Genomic DNA, 18,457 nt, shown 5'->3' on the forward strand with positions numbered 1-18,457 from the left:
GCGCTCCGTCATACCGTTCCCAGCAAACCCTGCGGTCTGAACCGCACGAGCAGCAGCAAAACCAGCCCGTAGATCAGCATCCGGTAGTCGGCGGCCCAGCGGAAAATCTCCGGCAAACCGATCAGCGCCACCGCGCCGACAATGCCGCCCAGCACGTTGCCGAGCCCCCCGAGAATCACCATGGTCAAGGCGAGGATCGACACTTGCGAGTCGAAGGTCTGGTTGTTGATGTAGCTATACAGATGCGCTGCGATCCCGCCGCTAATCCCGGCGGCCAGACCGCCGAACGCAAACGCGATCGCCTTGTAGCGGTTCGGGCGAATCCCGTGCGAACGCGCCGCTACTTCGTCTTCGCGAATCGCACGCAGCGTGCGGCCCAGATGCGAGCTCAACAGCCGCGTTTGCAGCAGTGCCAGCACGATCAGCACGCCTAGCGCGAACCAGTAAATCGCGCGGGCACTGTCCGGCGTCCAGCCGAACACCGACAGCGGCGCAATGCCCGCGATGCCGAGCGGGCCACGCGTCAGGCTGTCCCAGTTGAGGATCACGAGGCTCACGACTTCGCCAATGCCCAGCGTCGCGATCGACACGTAGTGGCCGCGCAAACGGAACGCCGGATAGACCAGCAGCGTGCCGAGTGCGGCGGTGATCAAACCGGCGCAAAAAATCGTCACGACCGGCGACCAGCCGAGGTTCATCGACAGCAACGCCGACGCATACGCACCAATCACCAGTAATGCGGCATGGCCAAGCGAAATCTGTCCGACCGTGCCCGCCACCAGGGTCAGGCTCAACGCCAACATTCCGTACAGCCAGGCATTGGTGAGTGTTTGCAGGAGATAGGACGACGTGGCGGCGAACGGCAACGCAAGCGCAGCCAGCGCGAGAACAATCACCACGGCGCGTGGCACTTTTACCGCTTTGCCCGCGGACAGGAAGGTGCCGGTCATCGGCTCCGGCGGCAAACGGCGGCTGCCGCTAAAGAGTCCATTGGGACGCCACACCAGAAACAGCAGGAGCAGAACGAACGCGAACAGATCGCGGTAGCTGGTGCCGAAGATCGCCACGCCATAGCTCTCGACCAGGCCCAGCAACAGGCTGCCGACAATCGCGCCCGGCACATTGCCCAGACCGCCGATCAGCAAGGCCACCACGCCCTTGAGCGTGGCCTGGAAGCCCATCGCCGGATCGATGCTGTTGTAGTACATGCCGACCAGCAAGCCGCTCACGCCGCCGAGCGCGCATGCGATCGCAAATACCGCCTGATTGACGCCATTGACGTTGACGCCCATCTGTTGCGCCGCGTCGCGGTCCTGCGCCGTTGCGCGTACGGCCCAGCCCAACCGGGTGAAACGCAAAAACACATAGAGCACGGCTGCCGCCGTCACGCCGATGCCGGCAATCAGCAGATCCAGCGAGCCGATCGTCGCACCGCCAACCCGAAAGTGCCAATCGGGCAACGTGCTCGGCACCGGCCGGGGATCGGCGCCGAACAGCAACTGCGCGCACTGATCGAGCACGAAGCTTATGCCGATCGTGGCGAGCAACGGAGCGATACGCGCGGCGCCTTGCAGCGGCCGCAAGCCGATCCGCTCGATCGCGATGCCAAGCAGCCCGCAGCCGAGCACCACCGCCAGCAAGGCGAGCGGCAACGGCAACCCGAGCCGCGTCAGACACAGCCAGCCGATGAAGCTGCCGATCATGTACACCGAGCCGTGTGCAAAGTTGATCAGATGCGACACGCCGAAGATCAGCGCGAGCCCGACCGCCAGCAACGCGTAGATATTGCCGACGATCAGTCCATTGATCGTGTAGTCGAGCCATGAGGCCATAGCATTCAGATCCGGTGAAAACAGACAAACAGACAGACACACAAGCCGACACGTAAGCGTCGCTCAGACGTTGCTTGTGCGTTGCCTGTGCATTGCCGAAGTGTTATTTCGAAGCGACCAGTGGCTTCGCACCGTCCCATTGCGTGAACTGGTTGTCCTTGACGACCAGATACACGCTGCGCGCGCCGGCCACACGGCGTGTCTGCGGATCGAACTGCACCTTGCCGAAGATCAGGCTCGGCACATCCCTGATCTGCTTCAGACCGTCGTGCACCGCCTGACGGGTCACGCCGTAGCGGCGCATGACTTCCGCCGAGACGATCATCGCGTCGTACGCACGCGCGGCGAACGTATCGGGCTCGCCGTTGTACTTCGCGCGATAACGCTGCACGAAATCCTGTACCTCAGGCCGCTTGTCGCCGGGGAAGAAATTCGATTCGGTGAACACGCCATTTACTGCCTCGCCGCCGAGTTCGAGAAATTTCGGCGAATAGACCGAGCCCACGGCCGCGATCGGCTGCGTCAAACCCGACGAACGCGCCTGACGCACGATCTGCGCGCCGTCCGCGTAGTACGAGATCAGCACGAGCGAATCGGGTTTCGCTTCGTTCACCCGCACCAGCGTCGCGCGAAAATCTTTTTCAGTCGGCTGATAGCCTTCTGCGGCGACGACCTGCGCGCCGTCCTGCGCCGCGGCCTTCGCGAAAATGTCCTTGCTGGTGCGGCCCCAGTCGGTATTCAGATAGAGCACGGCGATGCGCCTGAAGCCGAGTTCCTTCGTTGCGTAGTGCGCGAGCAGCGGTTGCTCCTCAGCCTGGCTGAGCGCGGTGCTCCACATGTAGTCGCCACCCTTCGTGAAGTCCGGGTGCGAATTGGTGAAGCCGAATTGCACAAGTTGCCCACGCTGATAAATCGGCGAGGCCGCCATCGAAGTCGTGCTTGAGAGATCGCCTAACTCCAGCAGAATGCGCGGGTCGCCGACAAACTTCTGTGCGATCGAGACCGCCTGGCGCGGGTCGCCACGGCTGTCCTCGAAGTCGTAGGCGAGTGGCCGGCCCTTGATGCCGCCCTGGCTGTTGATCTGCTCAAGCGCAAGATCGAAGCCGCGCTTCCACTGCGTGCCGTATTGCGCGTCCTGTCCGGTAAGCGGCCCGCTTACGCCGATCAGATACGGCTCGCCCGCCGCGGCGCCGGCATGAGCCGGCAAGCTTGCGGTGATACCCATCACTGCGGCGAGCACCGGCAGCGTTTTCAGCCAGCGCGACCAGCTGGTTCGCGACGATTTGGATACGTGTTTCATGTTTGCCCCGACTGTCATCTTCAAAGTGAGGCCATGTAACCACGGTGAATTCCGGCGGCCCAACGAAGTTTTGGGAATATGGTTATCACGTCGGCGAGCATGCCTCTGCTCGCGCAAGGCGACGCGGCGAGCGTGGGTTCGCTGTCACTCGCCGACGCGTCAGGGCATCTCATTGACGCAATTGACTTTTCTTGCTTTTGACAGATGCCACCGAGAAGAAAACTCGAGGCGCCACGCGCTCGCACAACGATTCGCTTCGCATTTTTTTTGCTGTCGATATCGAAATTCATTATATAAATCGTGCATTCAGACGACCCTACAATGCGCAGATCGAATTGCCAGGGCGCGTCATGGAGCTGCATCAACTCGAAGCCTTTTCGGCGGTCATGTCCGCCGGCAGCATCACCGGTGCGGGACGTTTGCTCGAACGCTCGCAGCCGGCCGTCACACGCCAGATTCAGGAGCTCGAAGCGGATCTCGGCTATGCGCTGTTCAATCGCAACGGCCCGCGTGTCACGCCGACGCATCGTGCGTTTCTGCTTTACGAAGAAGTCGAGCGTTCGCTGGTCGGACTGAAGACCATCGAGCAGCGGGCGCGCGCCATCGGTCTCGGCGAAGCGGAACCGCTGCGTGTGGCGGCCACGCCCGCGCTGGCCGCGTCGATCGTGCCACCTGCCATCGCGATGCTGCCGCCGCTCGGCCACGCGCCGCAATTCCAGTTACGCAGCCTGTCGGCGGAACACGTCGTGCATGAAGTGCTGACCCGCACCGCGGATATCGGTCTGGTCACCTTGCCCATCGGGCATGCGGAGCTCGACATCCACTGGATCGCCGAGGCGCCTTGCGTGGCACTGGTGCAGAGCGGCGACCCGCTCGCCACACTGCCCCATATCGCGCTGCGCGATCTGGCGAAGCGGCGCATCGTCACCGTGGCGAACCGTTTCCGGCTACGGCATCGGATCGACGCAGCGTTCGCGGCCGCGCGCATCGCCGCCGACGTGTTTCTCGAAACCAATGCATCGTTGAACGCGGTGATGGCCGCTCGCGCGGGCGCCTGCGTCGCAATCGTCGACCCCGCCACCGGACTCGGCCTGCCTATCGAAGGCGTGACGGCGCGGCCGCTCGATTGCGCGATTCCTTTCTTCTTCGGCGTCGTCACGCCGGCGGGCAAACCGCGTCGCGCCGCCGTCGACGCGTTGCTGCAAGCCATCGAACATGCGACCCGCGAACTGCTCGACGGTGTGGTCCTGCATCCGGCCCAGCAACACGACGCACTGCTGCAACGCGAAACGCGTGCCCCTCGTACGCGCACCAAACATCCGGAACACACAGCATGAATCGCCTTGCCGATCTCGAAACCCGCTTGCGTGAAGATCTGCGCTGGCTGGAATTACCCGCGCCCTCCTGGGTCCCGCCACGTTTCGCCGCTGCCGAACGCGTACTCGATGTCGCCGTGATCGGTGGCGGCATGGCGGGGCTCGCCGCGGCGGCCGAACTGCGCTGGCTGGGTATCGACAATCTGCGCATATTCGATCGCGCACCATCGGGACGCGAAGGTCCCTGGGTATCGTTCGCGCGCATGGAAACGCTGCGCTCGCCCAAGCAACTCACGGGTCCCGCCCTGCGCATGCCGGCCCTCACATTTCGCGCGTGGTACGAAGCGCAATTCGGCAACCCCGCGTGGGATGCGCTCTACAAGATTCCGCGCACCCAGTGGATGGACTATCTGCGCTGGTATCGCGAGGTGCTCGATCTGCCGGTGCAAAACGACACCGCGCTCACCTCGCTGCGTCCGCGCGACGACGGTCTGCTTGAACTCGATCTGCACGATCTCTCGAAAGCAGACGCACAGCGCACGGTGCTCGCGCGGCATGTCGTGCTCGCCACTGGCCGCGACGGGTTGGGCGGCCCATCCGTACCGGTTATCGCCAATACGGTTGCGCGCCGCTACTGGGCCCATTCCGCGGAGGCAATCGATTTCGCTGCGCTGGCCGGCAAACGTGTCGGTGTCGTCGGCGCGGGGGCGTCCGCCTTCGACAATGCGGCAACCGCACTCGAAGCGGGGGCGGCCGGCGTCGATCTGTTTATCCGCCGCGACGACATTCCACGCGTGAACAAGTTGACCGGCATCGGCAGTCCGGGTCTCGTGCATGGTTTCGCCGATCTTGACGACGCATCCAGATGGCGCTTTCTGCACTACGCACAGACCGAGCAGACGCCTCCGCCGCGAGACAGCGTGCTGCGGGTTTCACGCCATGCCAATGCACGTTTTCATGTCGGCAGTCCGGTGGCAGCGATCGAGGAACTCGACGGCGCGCTCGCGGTAACAACACCCAAAGGCCGTTACGTGGTGGACTTTCTGATTTTCGCGACCGGCTTTCACTCGGATATCGCCACGCGTACCGAGTTTGCGCCGTTCGCCGGTTTTGTACGGCGCTGGAAAGACCGCTATCGGGCGGACCCGTCGCTGCCTTCGCACGAACTGGCGGAGTCGCCGGATCTCGGCGACGCGTTCGCGTTTCAGGAGCGCGAACCCGGCACCTGTGCGGCGCTAACGCAGATTCATTGTTTCAATCACGCGGCGAGCCTTAGCCATGGAAAACTGTCCGGCGACATCCCGGCGATCAGCGAAGGCGCGCAGCGCCTCGCACGCGGCATCGCGAGCCGCCTGTTCGACGCGGATCGCGAGCGCCACTACGAGGCGCTGGTCGCCTTCGACAAAGCGGAGTTACAAGGGGATGAATGGACCGATGCGGATGCATCGTCCGGCACTGCGCGCGCTCATCTGCAAGCAGAGCACGCCGCTGACAATCCCGCCGAAAACACCGCAGAAAACACTGATTAACCCGCCGGAGCAGATATGACCGACCTCGCGTCACAGACCCAATCGTCCGCACTTTCAGACGTCGCCGACACCGCCACCGTCGATACCGTCGACACCCTCGCCGGCCTGCAAGCCGGCAGCCCGCTCGCATCGGTCCGCCACACCCGCGACAAGGTCGCGCTGCACACGCAACGCAGCGAAGACGCACTGTTCGATCCCGCGTTGCCCGATCTGTCGCTGCACGAGCGCTTGTTTGCCGCATGGTATGCCGCCCGTCTCTCGCTGGCCGACGATCTCGCCGACGCCTACACGGCGAAGCTCATCGCCGCCGGCGCACAGCCGGTGACGCTCGATGCAATCGAAGCGGGTACGCTCGACCCCGCCGCCGACGCGCGCCTGATCGCCATCCTTTCTCACGTTAAGCTATTGACTCTGAAGCCGGTCCAAGCACGCCCCGAGCATCTGCGGACGCTGCAACAAGCCGGGATCACGACACGCGGCATCGTCGCGTTGTCCCAGCTGATTGCATTCGTCACTTATCAATTGCGCGTGATAGCGGGCCTGAAGGCATTGCGCGCCGCCCAGGAGGCAGCATGACCCAGGTGAACACCAGTGCATTGCCGGCTGACCGGTTCAACGGCTTTACCTTCGATACGCTTGGCTGGCGCGCATGGCTCGACACGGTCAGCCTCGAGAACGCCACGCCCGGGCAGATCGCCGTGCTCGAAGAAAGCCATCCGCACGCGAAGACCTCCGACTACTATCTCCTGCTGGTCCAGCAGGCGGAAATCCTGCGGCAACGCTCCGGCGTTTTCAACGCGATCATGTATGCGCCGGGCGGCCTGCCGCGCGCCGAGCGTGAACTCGCCAGCACCGTGGTCTCGCGCGTGAACGGCTGCGTGTATTGCGCTTCGGTGCATGCGCAACGATTCGGCCAGCTCGCGAAACGGACCGACGCGATCGAAGATGTTTTCGAAGACCCGTCGAGCGCCGGCACCACGCCGCGCGAGCGAGCGATCGTCCAGTACGCGATCGAATTGACCGATCACCCTGAAAATGTCGACGCAGACGCTATCAGGCGCCTCGAAGCCAATGGCCTGACGCAAGCGGAGATTCTCGACCTGACTCACGCGATCGCGATCTTTGCGTGGGCCAACCGGTTGATGCTCACGCTTGGCGAACCGGTGTTTCCGCAAGCGGACGCGTGATGTGCGGGCGCAGCGGCCCACCGCATCCAGCCGCGACAGCCTGTACGCGCCGAAGAGGCCAAAGGCCGCATTGCGGTATCCTCAGCGGCTCGTTCAGAAGGAGGATGGATTCATGAAGTTTTCGATTTGCGTGGCACTCGCCGCCCTGACGCTGTCCGCCACCGCGTACGCGCAAACATCGCAAACCTTTCGCTTCGGCGAAGGCCAGAGCACGCTGCCGTCCGGCAATGGCCATCCGGCACCCACGCCGGGCACGCAGGCCCAACAGCCGCAACCGATGCAAGCCCAGCAGCAACCGCAGCCCGCTGAACATGCCGCGGCCAAAAGCAACGCCAGGGCCAGGCCAAAGCACAAGGCAAAGCGCCACCGGCATTACCGCGGGCAGGTGAAACAACCGGATACCTACTCGCACAACTGACCGGCGCACGCAGGTAGATTCGCGACGAAAATCCGTCGCGCCCGGCCGCGACACATGGCCGGGCACGCCACGCCAGGCGCGGATCGCGCCCAGTCGCCTATGCATACGCCAATACTGCCCATACTGCCCATAAATCGCGGCGATTTTTGACGCGCTTCAAATTCGCGCGCGCGGCGGGCATAGTAAAACGTATTCATAGATTCACCGGCCACGACAGGAACACGTATGAGCACCCCCCGCCCCGCCCCATCCACACCCCATTCGACCGATTCAGCCGCCCCGACGCCACTGACCGCCCCGTTGATCCGCGACGCCACCGAAGCCGATCTACCCGCGATCCAGGCGATCTACGCCCACCATGTGTTGACAGGCGTCGCTTCGTTTGAGGAAATCCCGCCTTCCGTCGACGATCTGCGCACGCGGCTCGCGTCGGTGCGCAGCCATGGGTTGCCGTACATGGTGGCCGAGATCGACGGCGAAGTCGCCGGCTATTGCTACGCGACGCCGTACCGGCCGCGCGCCGCGTATCGGAACACGATCGAGGATTCGATCTACGTGAACGACGCGTATCGCGGACGAGGCCTGGGACGCGTGCTGTTGCAGGCGCTGATCGAACGCTGCGAAACCGGACCTTGGCGCCAGATGGTCGCCGTGATCGCCGACGGCGGCAGCGGCGGCTCGCTATCCCTGCATGCGCAACTGGGTTTCGAATTGACCGGCACGTTAAAGGCGGTGGGCTTCAAGCACGGCCGCTGGCTCGACACCACGCTGATGCAGCGGACCTTGGGGGCCGGAGATTCGACCGCGCCGGACGACATCGCGCAGGAACGCGACTGAAGCCCGGCCCTTCGTTTCAATACGTCCTCAAGGTCAGGGCCGGTTGCGCAGCACCGCGGTGTAAGTCACCGGCCAGTCGTCCGACGGCACGCCCAGGCATTCCGGCATTTCACTTTCCGTCAGTGTCCTGAACGCCGTGCCGTCCCATGTGAATTCCGCGCTGTCGCCGCAATCGCCGACGCCGCGGCCCTTGTCGAAAGTGGAGAGGGTCAGGCCGTCTTTCGACAGGCCCGGATTCACCACCTCTCCGCCACCGCTGTCGAAATCGGCGGCCACGGCTTTCTGGCTGCCTGCACGTACGACCCAGAACGAATAACTGGTGTTGTAGGCCCCGGACGACTGGCAGACGCCGATCAGCGAGACGCCGTCCGGCGCCTTGAAAGCGATCACCGATGCTTCGCCCGCATCACACGTTTCGTCCGGCTTACCGACGCCCGGCGGCAATCGCTTTGGCGCGTTCATAGGGCTCAAGACCTTGCCTACGAAGTGCGGCACGGCGAGCACGTCGCGAATCGTGCTCGCCGCCGCCGGCCCTTTGGCGACGAGCGCCGTGACGGTGCCGACGCGCAACTGCTGAGCGTCCATGTAACGAAGCGCGGCGGCAGCGCCCGACAACGAAACCGTCTTTGCCCCCTTCGATGAAGCGCCGTCGAACAGTTCGACCGAGAGGCTCTGTGCGTTGCGCAGATCGTCGATCAGCTTCATCGCCGCGCCGCCATTGAGATCGGCATCCACGAAGTCATAAACGACGTGTGCCGCCAGCCGTTGCGGCGCGGCGCCGTTCGGCACGCCCGATAGCGAGAGTTGCAGCGACGGCGCATGAACGTCGCTGTCGGGCATCGACGCGATCCGTACCACGGGCTGCGCATCGCGATCACCGCCGCGCGAAATCCTGATGTATGTGCCGGCTTGCGCTTCGTCGGCAACGAAACCGATGGCGGTGCAGTTGCGTAGATTGTCGCAGCCGACCGCCCAGTCCTTGAACTCCTTCAGCTCGCCCGCAGACGCGCCGCTCGTGATCAGCGCGCCGCACAAACCGAGGCTGGCGGCAACGGTCGCGGAGAAACAACGCAATGATGTTTTCATGTTCTGGACGAAAATCCGGCGGCCGGTCAGCGGCGAGAATGAGAATATAAGTGAATTCGCCTGAAGATTCATATCGCGGCGCACCGCGCCGGAGCCATGCAAACCATCGCGTTGCCCGCCAAACTCGCCGCCGAACTCGCCGCCGGGTTGGCCACCGCGTTAAAATCCCCCCATGCCCAATACGCCGCCCCCCTTTCCGCCCTTGCCCGACGCCTCGAGCGTCCCGTCAGGCGCCGCGCCGCGCAACGAATACACGGTCGACGAACTCGCGCGCGTCACCGATACCACGGTGCGCAACGTGCGCGCCTATCAGGACCGCGGCCTGCTTGCGCCACCGGAAAAGCGCGGCCGCGTCGGCGTATATGACGACACGCATGTGTCGCGTCTGAAGCTGATCAACCATCTGCTCACGCGCGGCTACACGCTCGCGAACATTCAGGATCTGATCATGGCGGTGGACGAAGGCCACGATCTGCGTTCGATCCTCGGCCTTGAAACCGCGATCGGCGGACGCTGGTCGCGCGAACGGCCAAAGAAATACTCGCTGCTCGAACTGCTGCACATGTTCGGCGACAAAGCCTCGCCGAGCGCGCTTGGCAAAGCGGTCGATCTCGGTTTGCTGGAGCGCGACGGCCTCTCCTTCGTGTCCGGCAACCCCACCGCGCTTGCCGCCGGCGCGACCATGGCCAAGGAAGGCATTCCGCTCGCCGACCTGCTCGACGCCGTGGGCGTCGCCAGACCGCATTTCCATGCGGTCGCCAAGGCACTGGTCGACCTGGTGGTCCGCCAACTGGACCGCTACGACGCCGACGCGCTGCCCCCGCCTGCCGACGTGCCCGCCCTCGTCGACGCAATCTGGCGGGTGCGGCCGCTGGCGATGGTGCTGGTCGAAAGCGAAATGAACCGCGCGCTGGAAGAGGCTTCCGGCGATTACCTCGGCGACCGCGTCGCGGCAATCATGGAAAAGAAGCTCGGTCATCCGGCCGAAGCCACCGCGGCGAAGAAAGATAAATCCAGAAAATAGTCACTCCGCGTTCGCGCGCGCGTCATATTCAAATCTGCATTGCTTCGTTTGATCGGCGGGATGTCCGTGCGACGATCTTCGATCGATCGAACGCAATGGAGATTCGCAGGATGGCCCGTCATACCCGTATTTCGCTTCACATCGCCGCCACCTTGCTGGCGGCGCTCGCCACCTTGAGCGCGAACGCGCAGAGCAGCAATGGCAAGGCTAACGAGCCGGCCAACGTGCTGCGCATTGGTTATCAGAAGTCGGGCCTGCTCGCGATCCTCAAGGCACAAGGCTCACTCGACGAAAAGCTTAAACCGCTCGGCTACAGCATCAAGTGGTTCGAATTTCCGGCCGGCCCGCAATTGCTCGAAGCGCTGAACGCGAACAGCCTCGACTTCGGCTATACCGGCGCGCCGCCGCCCGTGTTCGCGCAGGCCGGCGGCGTGCGCTTCGTGTACGTCGGCGCGGAGCCCTCGGGGCGTCATGCCGAAGCGATTCTGGTCCGAGGCGATTCGACGCTGGATAGCGTGGCGGAATTGAAGGGTAAGCGCGTCGCGTTGCAGAAGGGTTCGAGTTCGAACTATCTGCTACTCGAGGCACTGAAGAAAGCCGGCCTGCGTTACGAAGACGTTCGCCCGGTGTACCTCGCCCCCGCCGACGCGCGCGCCGCCTTCGAAAGCGGCACGGTCGACGCATGGGCGATCTGGGACCCTTACTACGCCTCCGCACAACAGACGCTAAAGGCACGCGCGCTGGTCGATTACTCGGAGCTCAACAGTCCCTATAACTTCTATGAAGCCACGAGCGAGTTCGCCCAGCAGCATCCCGACGTGATCGGCGCGATTCTCGGGCAATTGCGCATCACCGGCCTGTGGGTCAACGACCATCCCGTGGAAACCGCCGCGCTGATCGCACCGAAGGTCGGTCTGGATCAGAAGCTGGTCGAAACCTGGGTGCGCCGCTATCCGTATGGCACCACCGCCGTGACTGACGAAATCGTGCGCTCGCAGCAGATCGTTGCCGACGCGTTTTACGGCGCACATCTGATTCCGCAAAAAATCACCGTGAAGGACAACGTCTGGCAAAACCGCGAGGTGGCAGCCAGTCTTGCGGGAAAATAGGCATTGGCAGTTTGAAAACGAAGAAGGATTCGTTGCTTCGCTATCCGTAGCAAATAGGCACTATGACACTGCGTCGGCTTGAGGAATAATTTCCCGGGTCAACGCTACGTTTCAGTGGCCCCGTCATTCAAGGCCTGACGGGGCCACAACAACAACAACAACAACACGCCCCCTCTCGCCGCCATCCCGCACCGCTCGCCCTTTCCGCATCCGGAAACGCAATCTGTCAAAAAGCTTGCATCGGTAGAACTTTCCTTTCACGAAACAGTCCCTTCTACGCACGCGTCAATCGCGTCCTTCTCCAGATACCCGCTCGTCACGCTCGTCACCCGCGCTGCGCGAACGCGCGGGTCTCATGCTTTTCACAAACCATGCGGCAAACGGCAAACAATACGCCACCTCTGAAATAATCAGGATCGTCAAGGCCATGCAAAATCTACTCGCAGAGATTCACCCTTCCCGGTGGTCTTTCCTTTGGGATGCGCTCACCACGATCTCGATGCGCCTGTGCGCGGCCGCATTGATCCTGGTGGTGGGCTGGTGGGTCGCCCGCCGCGCCGCACGCTCGCTCAACCGCCTGCTGACAAGACAGTCGCGCATGGACGCCACGCTGCGCCCGGTGATCTGCGATATGTGTCTGTGGAGTATTCGGGTTGTCGCGATCATCGGCGCGCTGTCGCAACTGGGTATCCAGACGGCCAGCATCGTTGCCGTGCTCGGCGCCGCCGGCCTCGCTATCGGTCTCGCGCTGCAGGGGACGATGCAAAACATCGCGGCCGGCATCATGCTTCTGCTGCTGCGGCCGTTCAAGGTGGGCGACTACATCGATGGCGGCGCGGGTAACGTCGCGGGCACGGTCGACGAAATCAGCCTGTTCACAACGCGTCTCACCAAAGCCGACGGCATCTGCGAATACGTACCGAACAGCGCGCTGTGGAGCAATTCAATCCGCAATTACAGCCGCAATCCGACCCGCCGCCTCGATCTGGAAGTGGAAATCTCCGTGCGTGACGACGTCGACCAGGCACTGGCCGCCCTGCGCAAGCTTGCCGCGGCCGACCCGCGCGCGCTCGAAAATCCCGCGCCGCAGGTCATGGTGGCCCGTTTCGACGACAGCACCGCGGTGCTGAATATCCGCGTGTGGGCCAACATCGATACGTTCTGGGACATGCGCTGGGACCTCGCTCGTCAGGTCCGTCAAACGCTCAACAACGCGCAATGCGGCTTGCCGGTGCGCACTCGTGAACTGCATATCGTGCAGAACAACGACACCGGCGAGTCCGCGGCCGCCCGCTTGACTGCTGCCACGCCGCAAGCGCCAGTGCAGTAACCCCCGGCGCAGTAACCCCTTAAGTCAGCACGCCGGGCGGCCATCGCCCGGAATTTTTCACATGGCGGAATAACACCCCTTTCCGCGTCGGTCCCGATTCCCTGCCAGGCTGGCGGCATATCCGCCTGAGCCTTACGCCGCGGCCTTCTCCGCTCCATAGAGTTTCCCGTCTAACCCGCTGCTTGCGTCATCCGTTGACAGCCTCTATTGTCACATCAACCAATGTAACAGTTAAGAGCGAATAAAAGGAGACGGATCGGATGAACGCACGCATGATGCCCCTCGACGACGCGGCGCCCACCGCATCCGCGCCCATCGAAACCGATATCGCCATCATCGGCTCGGGCTTCGCCGGCCTGGGCATGGCGATCCGGCTGCGCCAGGCCGGCATGACCGATTTCATCGTCGCGGAAAAGGCCGAGTCGGTGGGCGGCACCTGGCGTGACAACCACTACCCCGGTTGCGCTTGCGACGTGCAATCCCACGTCTATTCGTTCTCCTTCGCCCCGAATCCGCGCTGGACCCGCATGTTCGCGCGTCAGCCGGAAATTCGCGCGTATCTGGAAGCGTGCACGCAACAGTTCGGCATTCAGCGTCATCTGCGCTTCGGGCATGAACTTGCCTCCGCGATCTACGACGAAACCCGCCACCGCTGGCAACTGACGTTCGCAAACGGCCAGCGCTGGTCCGCCCGCGTGCTGATCTCGGGAATGGGCGGACTCTCGCGCGCGGCCATTCCGAACATTCCGGGCATCGAGAAATTCAAGGGTAAAGCGTTCCATTCCCAGCACTGGGACCACACGTATCCACTCGAAGGCAAACGCGTTGCGGTGATCGGCACCGGGGCGAGCGCGATCCAGTTCGTGCCGCAGATCGCGCCGCGTGTCTCGCATCTGAACCTGTTCCAGCGCACACCACCGTGGATCATGCCGAAGGCCGACCGCGCGGTGAAGCCGTTCGAGCAGTGGCTGTTCAGGCATCTGCCTTTCACGCAGAAGATCATGCGTTCGGCGCTCTACTGCATGCTCGAATCGCGCGCCTTCGGCTTCGCGATTCATCCTTCGCTGATGAAGACCGCGCAGAAAGTCGCTGAGCGGCACTTGCGCCGCCAGGTGCCCGATCCGCAACTGCGCGCTACGCTCACACCGAACTACACGATGGGCTGCAAGCGCATCCTGATCTCGAACGACTACTTCCCCGCGCTGTCGCGCCAGAACGTCTCGGTGACAACCACCGGCATCGCCCGTGTGGAAGAAGATGCGGTGATCACGACCGACGGCGCGCGTCATCCGGCCGATTGCCTGATCTTCGGCACCGGCTTTCAGGTGGCCGATCCGTTTCCGGCGGGCGTGGTGCGTGGCCGTGGCGGCATCGATATCGTCGATACGTGGCGCGATGGAGCGCATGCGTATCTCGGTACGACCTTGCCTGGTTATCCGAACTTCTTCATGATCGTCGGCCCGAACACCGGCCTCGGCCACAACTCGATGGTGTTCATGATCGAATCGCAGGTCGAATACGTGCTGCGCGCGCTGAAGACGATGAACACGGAACGCGCCGCTGCGATCGAAGTACGCCCACATGTCGAGCGCGCCTACAACGAACAGATCCAGCAGAGACTCGGCCGCGCGATCTGGTCGACGGGCGGTTGCAAGAGCTGGTATCTCGATCCGAAGACCGGCAAGAACACCACGCTGTGGCCAGGATTCGCCTACAAATTCCGCCAGGCAACCCGCACCTTCAGCATGGACGACTACCTCGCGTATTCGCCCACGGCGCAGCCGCTGGGCGGACACGCGGGCTCGCAACCGCAGCCAGTGCATGCGCACGGCAATGCGGCTACAACGTCGGCGGAAGCAACCTGAAAAACGATAACGACAAGGCACCGTTCAGAGAGGACAGGAGATAAGCCAATGAAGAACTTCACCGACAGAGTGGCCGCCATCACCGGCGCGGGCTCGGGCATGGGCCGTTCGCTCGCGATCCGGCTGGCGCGCGAAGGCTGCCACCTCGCGCTTGCCGACCGCAATGCCACGAGCCTCGCCGAAACCGCGCAACTCGCGCAGGCCGCCGCACCGCATGTGGTCGGCTCGCCGCTACGCATCACCACGCGCGTGCTCGACGTGTCGGACCGCGCCGCGATGTTCGACTGGGCCGCCGAAACGGCCGCGCAGCATCAGCGTGTGAACCTTGTGTTCAATAACGCGGGCGTGGCGCTGTCGAGCACCATCGAAGGCATGGAGTACGCCGACCTGGAGTGGATTGTCGGCATCAATTTCTGGGGCGTGGTGCACGGCACGAAGGCATTTCTGCCGTATATCAAGGCGTCGGGCGCGGGGCACATCGTCAATACGTCAAGCGTGTTCGGCCTGTTCTCGCAACCGGGCATGAGCGGCTACAACGCGACCAAATTCGCCGTGCGCGGCTTTACAGAAGCACTGCGCCAGGAACTCGATCTGATGAAGTGCGGCGTGTCGGCGACCTGCGTGCACCCGGGCGGCATTCGCACGAGCATCGCGCAGTCGAGCCGGATCTCGTCGAACATGGTCGGCTTCATGCTGGAAAACGAACAGCAAGGCAAGGACGACTTCGAGAAGTTTTTCATCACCACCGCCGACGAAGCCGCACGCGTGATTCTCGACGGCGTGCGCAGGAACAAGCGGCGCGTGCTGATCGGCCGCGACGCGCGCGCCGCCGACTGGCTCGCGCGTACGTTGCCGGCGGCCTACCAGGCGCTGGTCGTGATGCAGACGCGCCGCATGAAGCGCATTGCGGAAAAGCGCGCGCGCCGCGCCGCGCAAGTCGACGGCCGGCGTGCCTGATGCGCAGGCCGTCATCTCACACCATGCAGACCGTCCGATCAGCACATTCAGCACACTCGGCAGCATATAAAGGATCACAAGGAGAAAGGCCATGATGCCGGTTCGCCGCGACCTCCGTTTCAATTTACCGCAGGAACGTGCCTGCGATTGGCACGTGCAGGGCTCGCACGTAACCCACTTCTTCAACGCGCTTTCACTGCTGTTCCCAGCCGGTGAGCGCTTTTTCATGGACAGCGTGCGCAACTACCGCGACCAGATCGACGACCCCGTGCTGAAGAAGCAGGTGCTCGGTTTCATCGGCCAGGAAGCGATGCATACGCGCGAGCACATCGAATACAACGATCTGCTGCAGGAAGCCGGCTTACCCGCGCATAAGCTCGACAAGCGCCTGTGGGCGATTCTCAACTTCGGCCGCAAGATCCTGCCGCATTCGTATCAACTCGCGGTCACGGTCTGCCTCGAACATTACACGGCGATGCTGGCGGGCCTGCTGCTGGAGGACGCATCGCGTATCGGCGGTTCGGTCGAAGGCTATACGCAGATGTGGACGTGGCATGCGCTCGAGGAAACCGAACACAAGTCGGTTTCGTACGACGTATGGAATACGGTGCTGAAGCCAGGCCTCGGACGCTATCTGCTGCGCACCGGCACGATGCTCGCCACGACGCTGACCTTCTGGCTGATCGTGTTCGACTTCCACGTGCGCCTGCTGATCGCCGATCGCAAACGCGGCGGCCATATCCGCGGCATGTGGCGTGTCGTGAAGTATCTGTACGGCCCGCGTCATGGCGTGTTTCCGCGTATTGCCGGTGAATGGCTGAGCTTTTTCCGGCCGGGCTTCCATCCGTGGGATCACGACAATCGCGCGCAACTGTCGCGCATCGACGGGCTCATCGCCGCGGTCGACGCCACCAACGCGGCTACGCCGAGCGCCCGCAAAGCCGCCCGGCGCGGCGTGCAGGCGGCCGCGTGATACGCGACACACTGTCGGTCGAAGCCGGCGACGTGCGGCTCGCGGTGTATGTGAGCGGACCGCGCGACGCACCGCCGCTCGTGCTGGTGCACGGTTATCCGGATTCGGCCGCGGTGTGGGAACCGGTGCGCGCGCAACTCGACGCGCGCTACCGTGTCATCAGCTACGACGTGCGCGGGGCCGGCGCGTCCGATGCGCCAGAAACGCGCGCGGCTTACCGGCTCGAGCGGCTCGCCGCCGATCTCGCAGCCGTCGCCGATGCAACCTGCGGCACACGGCCGTTTCACCTGGTCGGTCACGACTGGGGGTCGATTCAAAGCTGGGAAGCCGTCACCGACCCGGACTTCAAAGGCCGTATTGCGTCGTATACGTCAATCTCCGGACCGTGCCTCGATCATGCGTCGTTCGGCTTACGCGGCGCGAGTTCAGCCGCCGGCGTTGAGCGTGCGGAACAGCCCGGAATACATCAGACAACGAAGCGCCCATTCGGCAGCGGTCTTCGGCAAACGCTCAAATCCTGGTACATCTTTTTCTTTCACCTGCCGTTGCTGCCGGAGTTGGTGTGGCGTACCGGCGGCGCACGCATGTGGCCGTTATGGTTGCGCCTGACGGAACGGGTGCGCCCCGAGCGGGACCCCGCGCAAATGCGCAACGCGATCAACGGCCTGAATCTCTACCGCGCCAATTTCATCGACAGGCTGCTGCACCCACGCGCACGCCATGCACATGCGCCCGTGCAGTTCATCGTGCCGCTGCGCGATCGCTACGTCGGGCCCGAGCTCTCCGTGGGGCTCGAAGGCTGGCTCGGTGCGTACAGCCGCACCGAAATCGATGCCGGTCACTGGGTCGTATTGCGCGAACCCGAACGCATCGCGGCAGGCATCGAGCGCTTCGTGGAACTGCACCGGGTCCAGCGTCCATCGGAAGGCGGCGGTCCCGGCACCTCGACGAAGGTCAACGCTCGCGCGGCAGGCGTGTAAATAGCGTCGGATAGTCGATCACGAGGCCGTCCTCATCCACCGTCAGGTCCGCGGTGAAATTGCGGAAGATGCCTTCGTAGCGATACACCCGATTCAACTCGATGCACGAATACGCCTGTTCGGCCCGCGTGACCTGCAAATCCGGCGTCGAAATATAGGCGACGGAAATCGGTTCGCGCTCGCCTTCGGCCAGTTGCAGACGGCGGATCGGCAATGTGTTCGTATAGGGCGTGGCGGCGATATCGATATCGATGCACCCTTCAATCGCCTTCAGCACGTGGCCATGGCCGTCGCGCCAATGGCCGGCGCCGTCGCCGTGCAGTTCCAGCTCGGCGCCGCCGACGATCTTCAGCCACGCATAGGTCGTACGCCATTGCTCGTCGCTGCGTACCTTGTAGTGCAGGCCGTATGCTTTGCCGTAGCGCTGCCCGACCACGACGCTTTCCACCGCAAAGCCGTCCGCGCGCGCGTCGAACGCAAGATGTTCGAAACCGTCGCCCTCTTCCGATGCCCACCGTAGTTCACGCATCAGTCAGTCTCCTTCTGGAATGAAATGAACCGGAACGGCATGCGCGCCGGGTTCTTATCCTAGCGCGAAAGCTTTCGGTTCGCCGACGCGCAGTTTTCCGGCTCATGGCGCCATGCAGCATATGTGTCGCAAATAGCCACTATCAACATCTGACGATGCCTGATGTGAGGCAAGTGGCCTATGCT

17 protein-coding genes are annotated in these 18,457 nt (G+C 63.4%); 13 read left to right on the plus strand and 4 right to left on the minus strand.

Features of this window, described 5'->3' with window-relative positions; translation table 11 throughout:
• Positions 1 to 8: 8 nt before the first annotated feature.
• Together GH665_RS31150 and GH665_RS31155 are read right to left on the minus strand one after the other, a co-directional pair.
• Entirely contained in the window at positions 9 to 1,832 is a 1,824-nt protein-coding gene (locus GH665_RS31150; RefSeq protein WP_153140999.1) for an ABC transporter permease, read from the minus strand.
• Positions 1,833 to 1,935: 103 nt separating this feature from the next.
• Positions 1,936 to 3,132, minus strand: a complete 1,197-nt coding sequence (locus GH665_RS31155; RefSeq protein ID WP_153141000.1) for an ABC transporter substrate-binding protein — start codon at positions 3,130 to 3,132, stop codon at positions 1,936 to 1,938.
• A gap of 350 nt (positions 3,133 to 3,482) precedes the next feature.
• Between GH665_RS31155 and GH665_RS31160 the strand changes: the two genes are divergently transcribed.
• From GH665_RS31160 to GH665_RS31185, 6 genes are all read left to right on the plus strand, one after another.
• The gene (locus tag GH665_RS31160) at positions 3,483 to 4,469 is read left to right on the plus strand and encodes a LysR family transcriptional regulator (protein WP_153141001.1); all 987 of its coding nucleotides are present in this window, start codon (positions 3,483 to 3,485) and stop codon (positions 4,467 to 4,469) included.
• Positions 4,466 to 5,977 carry an NAD(P)-binding domain-containing protein gene (locus tag GH665_RS31165; protein ID WP_153141002.1) on the plus strand — a complete coding sequence of 504 codons (1,512 nt, stop codon included), beginning with the start codon at positions 4,466 to 4,468 and terminating at the stop codon, positions 5,975 to 5,977. Before GH665_RS31160 ends, GH665_RS31165 begins: the two co-directional genes overlap by 4 nt.
• Before the next feature lie 15 nt (positions 5,978 to 5,992).
• Positions 5,993 to 6,553, plus strand: a complete 561-nt coding sequence (locus GH665_RS31170) for a CMD domain protein (RefSeq protein ID WP_153141003.1) — start codon at positions 5,993 to 5,995, stop codon at positions 6,551 to 6,553.
• Positions 6,550 to 7,164, plus strand: a complete 615-nt coding sequence (locus tag GH665_RS31175) for a peroxidase-related enzyme (protein WP_153141004.1) — start codon at positions 6,550 to 6,552, stop codon at positions 7,162 to 7,164. Before GH665_RS31170 ends, GH665_RS31175 begins: the two co-directional genes overlap by 4 nt.
• 112 nt (positions 7,165 to 7,276) lie before the next feature.
• A complete protein-coding gene (locus GH665_RS31180; protein ID WP_153141005.1) occupies positions 7,277 to 7,582 on the plus strand; it encodes a hypothetical protein in 306 nt (101 codons plus the stop codon).
• 225 nt (positions 7,583 to 7,807) lie between these two features.
• Positions 7,808 to 8,419 (plus strand): GNAT family N-acetyltransferase, encoded by a 612-nt coding sequence (locus GH665_RS31185; protein ID WP_153141006.1) that lies wholly within the window; start codon positions 7,808 to 7,810, stop codon positions 8,417 to 8,419.
• 33 nt (positions 8,420 to 8,452) lie between these two features.
• Here GH665_RS31185 and GH665_RS31190 read toward each other — a convergent pair whose 3' ends face one another.
• Positions 8,453 to 9,505 (minus strand): DUF1176 domain-containing protein, encoded by a 1,053-nt coding sequence (locus GH665_RS31190; RefSeq protein WP_167531033.1) that lies wholly within the window; start codon positions 9,503 to 9,505, stop codon positions 8,453 to 8,455.
• A gap of 172 nt (positions 9,506 to 9,677) precedes the next feature.
• Between GH665_RS31190 and GH665_RS31195 the strand changes: the two genes are divergently transcribed.
• The 7 genes from GH665_RS31195 to GH665_RS31225 all read left to right on the plus strand — a co-directional run bounded on the left by GH665_RS31195 (position 9,678) and on the right by GH665_RS31225 (position 17,743).
• Complete coding sequence (locus GH665_RS31195; protein ID WP_153141008.1) at positions 9,678 to 10,529, plus strand: MerR family transcriptional regulator; 852 nt, start codon at positions 9,678 to 9,680, stop codon at positions 10,527 to 10,529.
• 110 nt (positions 10,530 to 10,639) lie between these two features.
• Positions 10,640 to 11,638 carry a sulfonate ABC transporter substrate-binding protein gene (locus GH665_RS31200; RefSeq protein WP_153141009.1) on the plus strand — a complete coding sequence of 333 codons (999 nt, stop codon included), beginning with the start codon at positions 10,640 to 10,642 and terminating at the stop codon, positions 11,636 to 11,638.
• A gap of 427 nt (positions 11,639 to 12,065) precedes the next feature.
• Complete coding sequence (locus tag GH665_RS31205; RefSeq protein ID WP_153141010.1) at positions 12,066 to 12,968, plus strand: mechanosensitive ion channel family protein; 903 nt, start codon at positions 12,066 to 12,068, stop codon at positions 12,966 to 12,968.
• 260 nt (positions 12,969 to 13,228) lie between these two features.
• Positions 13,229 to 14,833, plus strand: a complete 1,605-nt coding sequence (locus GH665_RS31210) for a flavin-containing monooxygenase (RefSeq protein WP_153141011.1) — start codon at positions 13,229 to 13,231, stop codon at positions 14,831 to 14,833.
• A gap of 48 nt (positions 14,834 to 14,881) precedes the next feature.
• Positions 14,882 to 15,790, plus strand: a complete 909-nt coding sequence (locus tag GH665_RS31215) for an SDR family NAD(P)-dependent oxidoreductase (RefSeq protein WP_153141012.1) — start codon at positions 14,882 to 14,884, stop codon at positions 15,788 to 15,790.
• 91 nt (positions 15,791 to 15,881) lie between these two features.
• Complete coding sequence (locus GH665_RS31220) at positions 15,882 to 16,763, plus strand: metal-dependent hydrolase (RefSeq protein WP_153141013.1); 882 nt, start codon at positions 15,882 to 15,884, stop codon at positions 16,761 to 16,763.
• A complete protein-coding gene (locus tag GH665_RS31225; RefSeq protein WP_153141014.1) occupies positions 16,760 to 17,743 on the plus strand; it encodes an alpha/beta fold hydrolase in 984 nt (327 codons plus the stop codon). The genes GH665_RS31220 and GH665_RS31225 overlap by 4 nt, the downstream gene beginning before the upstream one ends.
• Here GH665_RS31225 and GH665_RS31230 read toward each other — a convergent pair.
• Positions 17,718 to 18,272 (minus strand): putative glycolipid-binding domain-containing protein, encoded by a 555-nt coding sequence (locus GH665_RS31230; protein ID WP_153141015.1) that lies wholly within the window; start codon positions 18,270 to 18,272, stop codon positions 17,718 to 17,720. The genes GH665_RS31225 and GH665_RS31230 overlap by 26 nt on opposite strands.
• Positions 18,273 to 18,457: the final 185 nt, after the last annotated feature.

The organism is Paraburkholderia agricolaris (assembly GCF_009455635.1).
Classification (GTDB): Bacteria; Pseudomonadota; Gammaproteobacteria; order Burkholderiales; family Burkholderiaceae; genus Paraburkholderia; species Paraburkholderia agricolaris.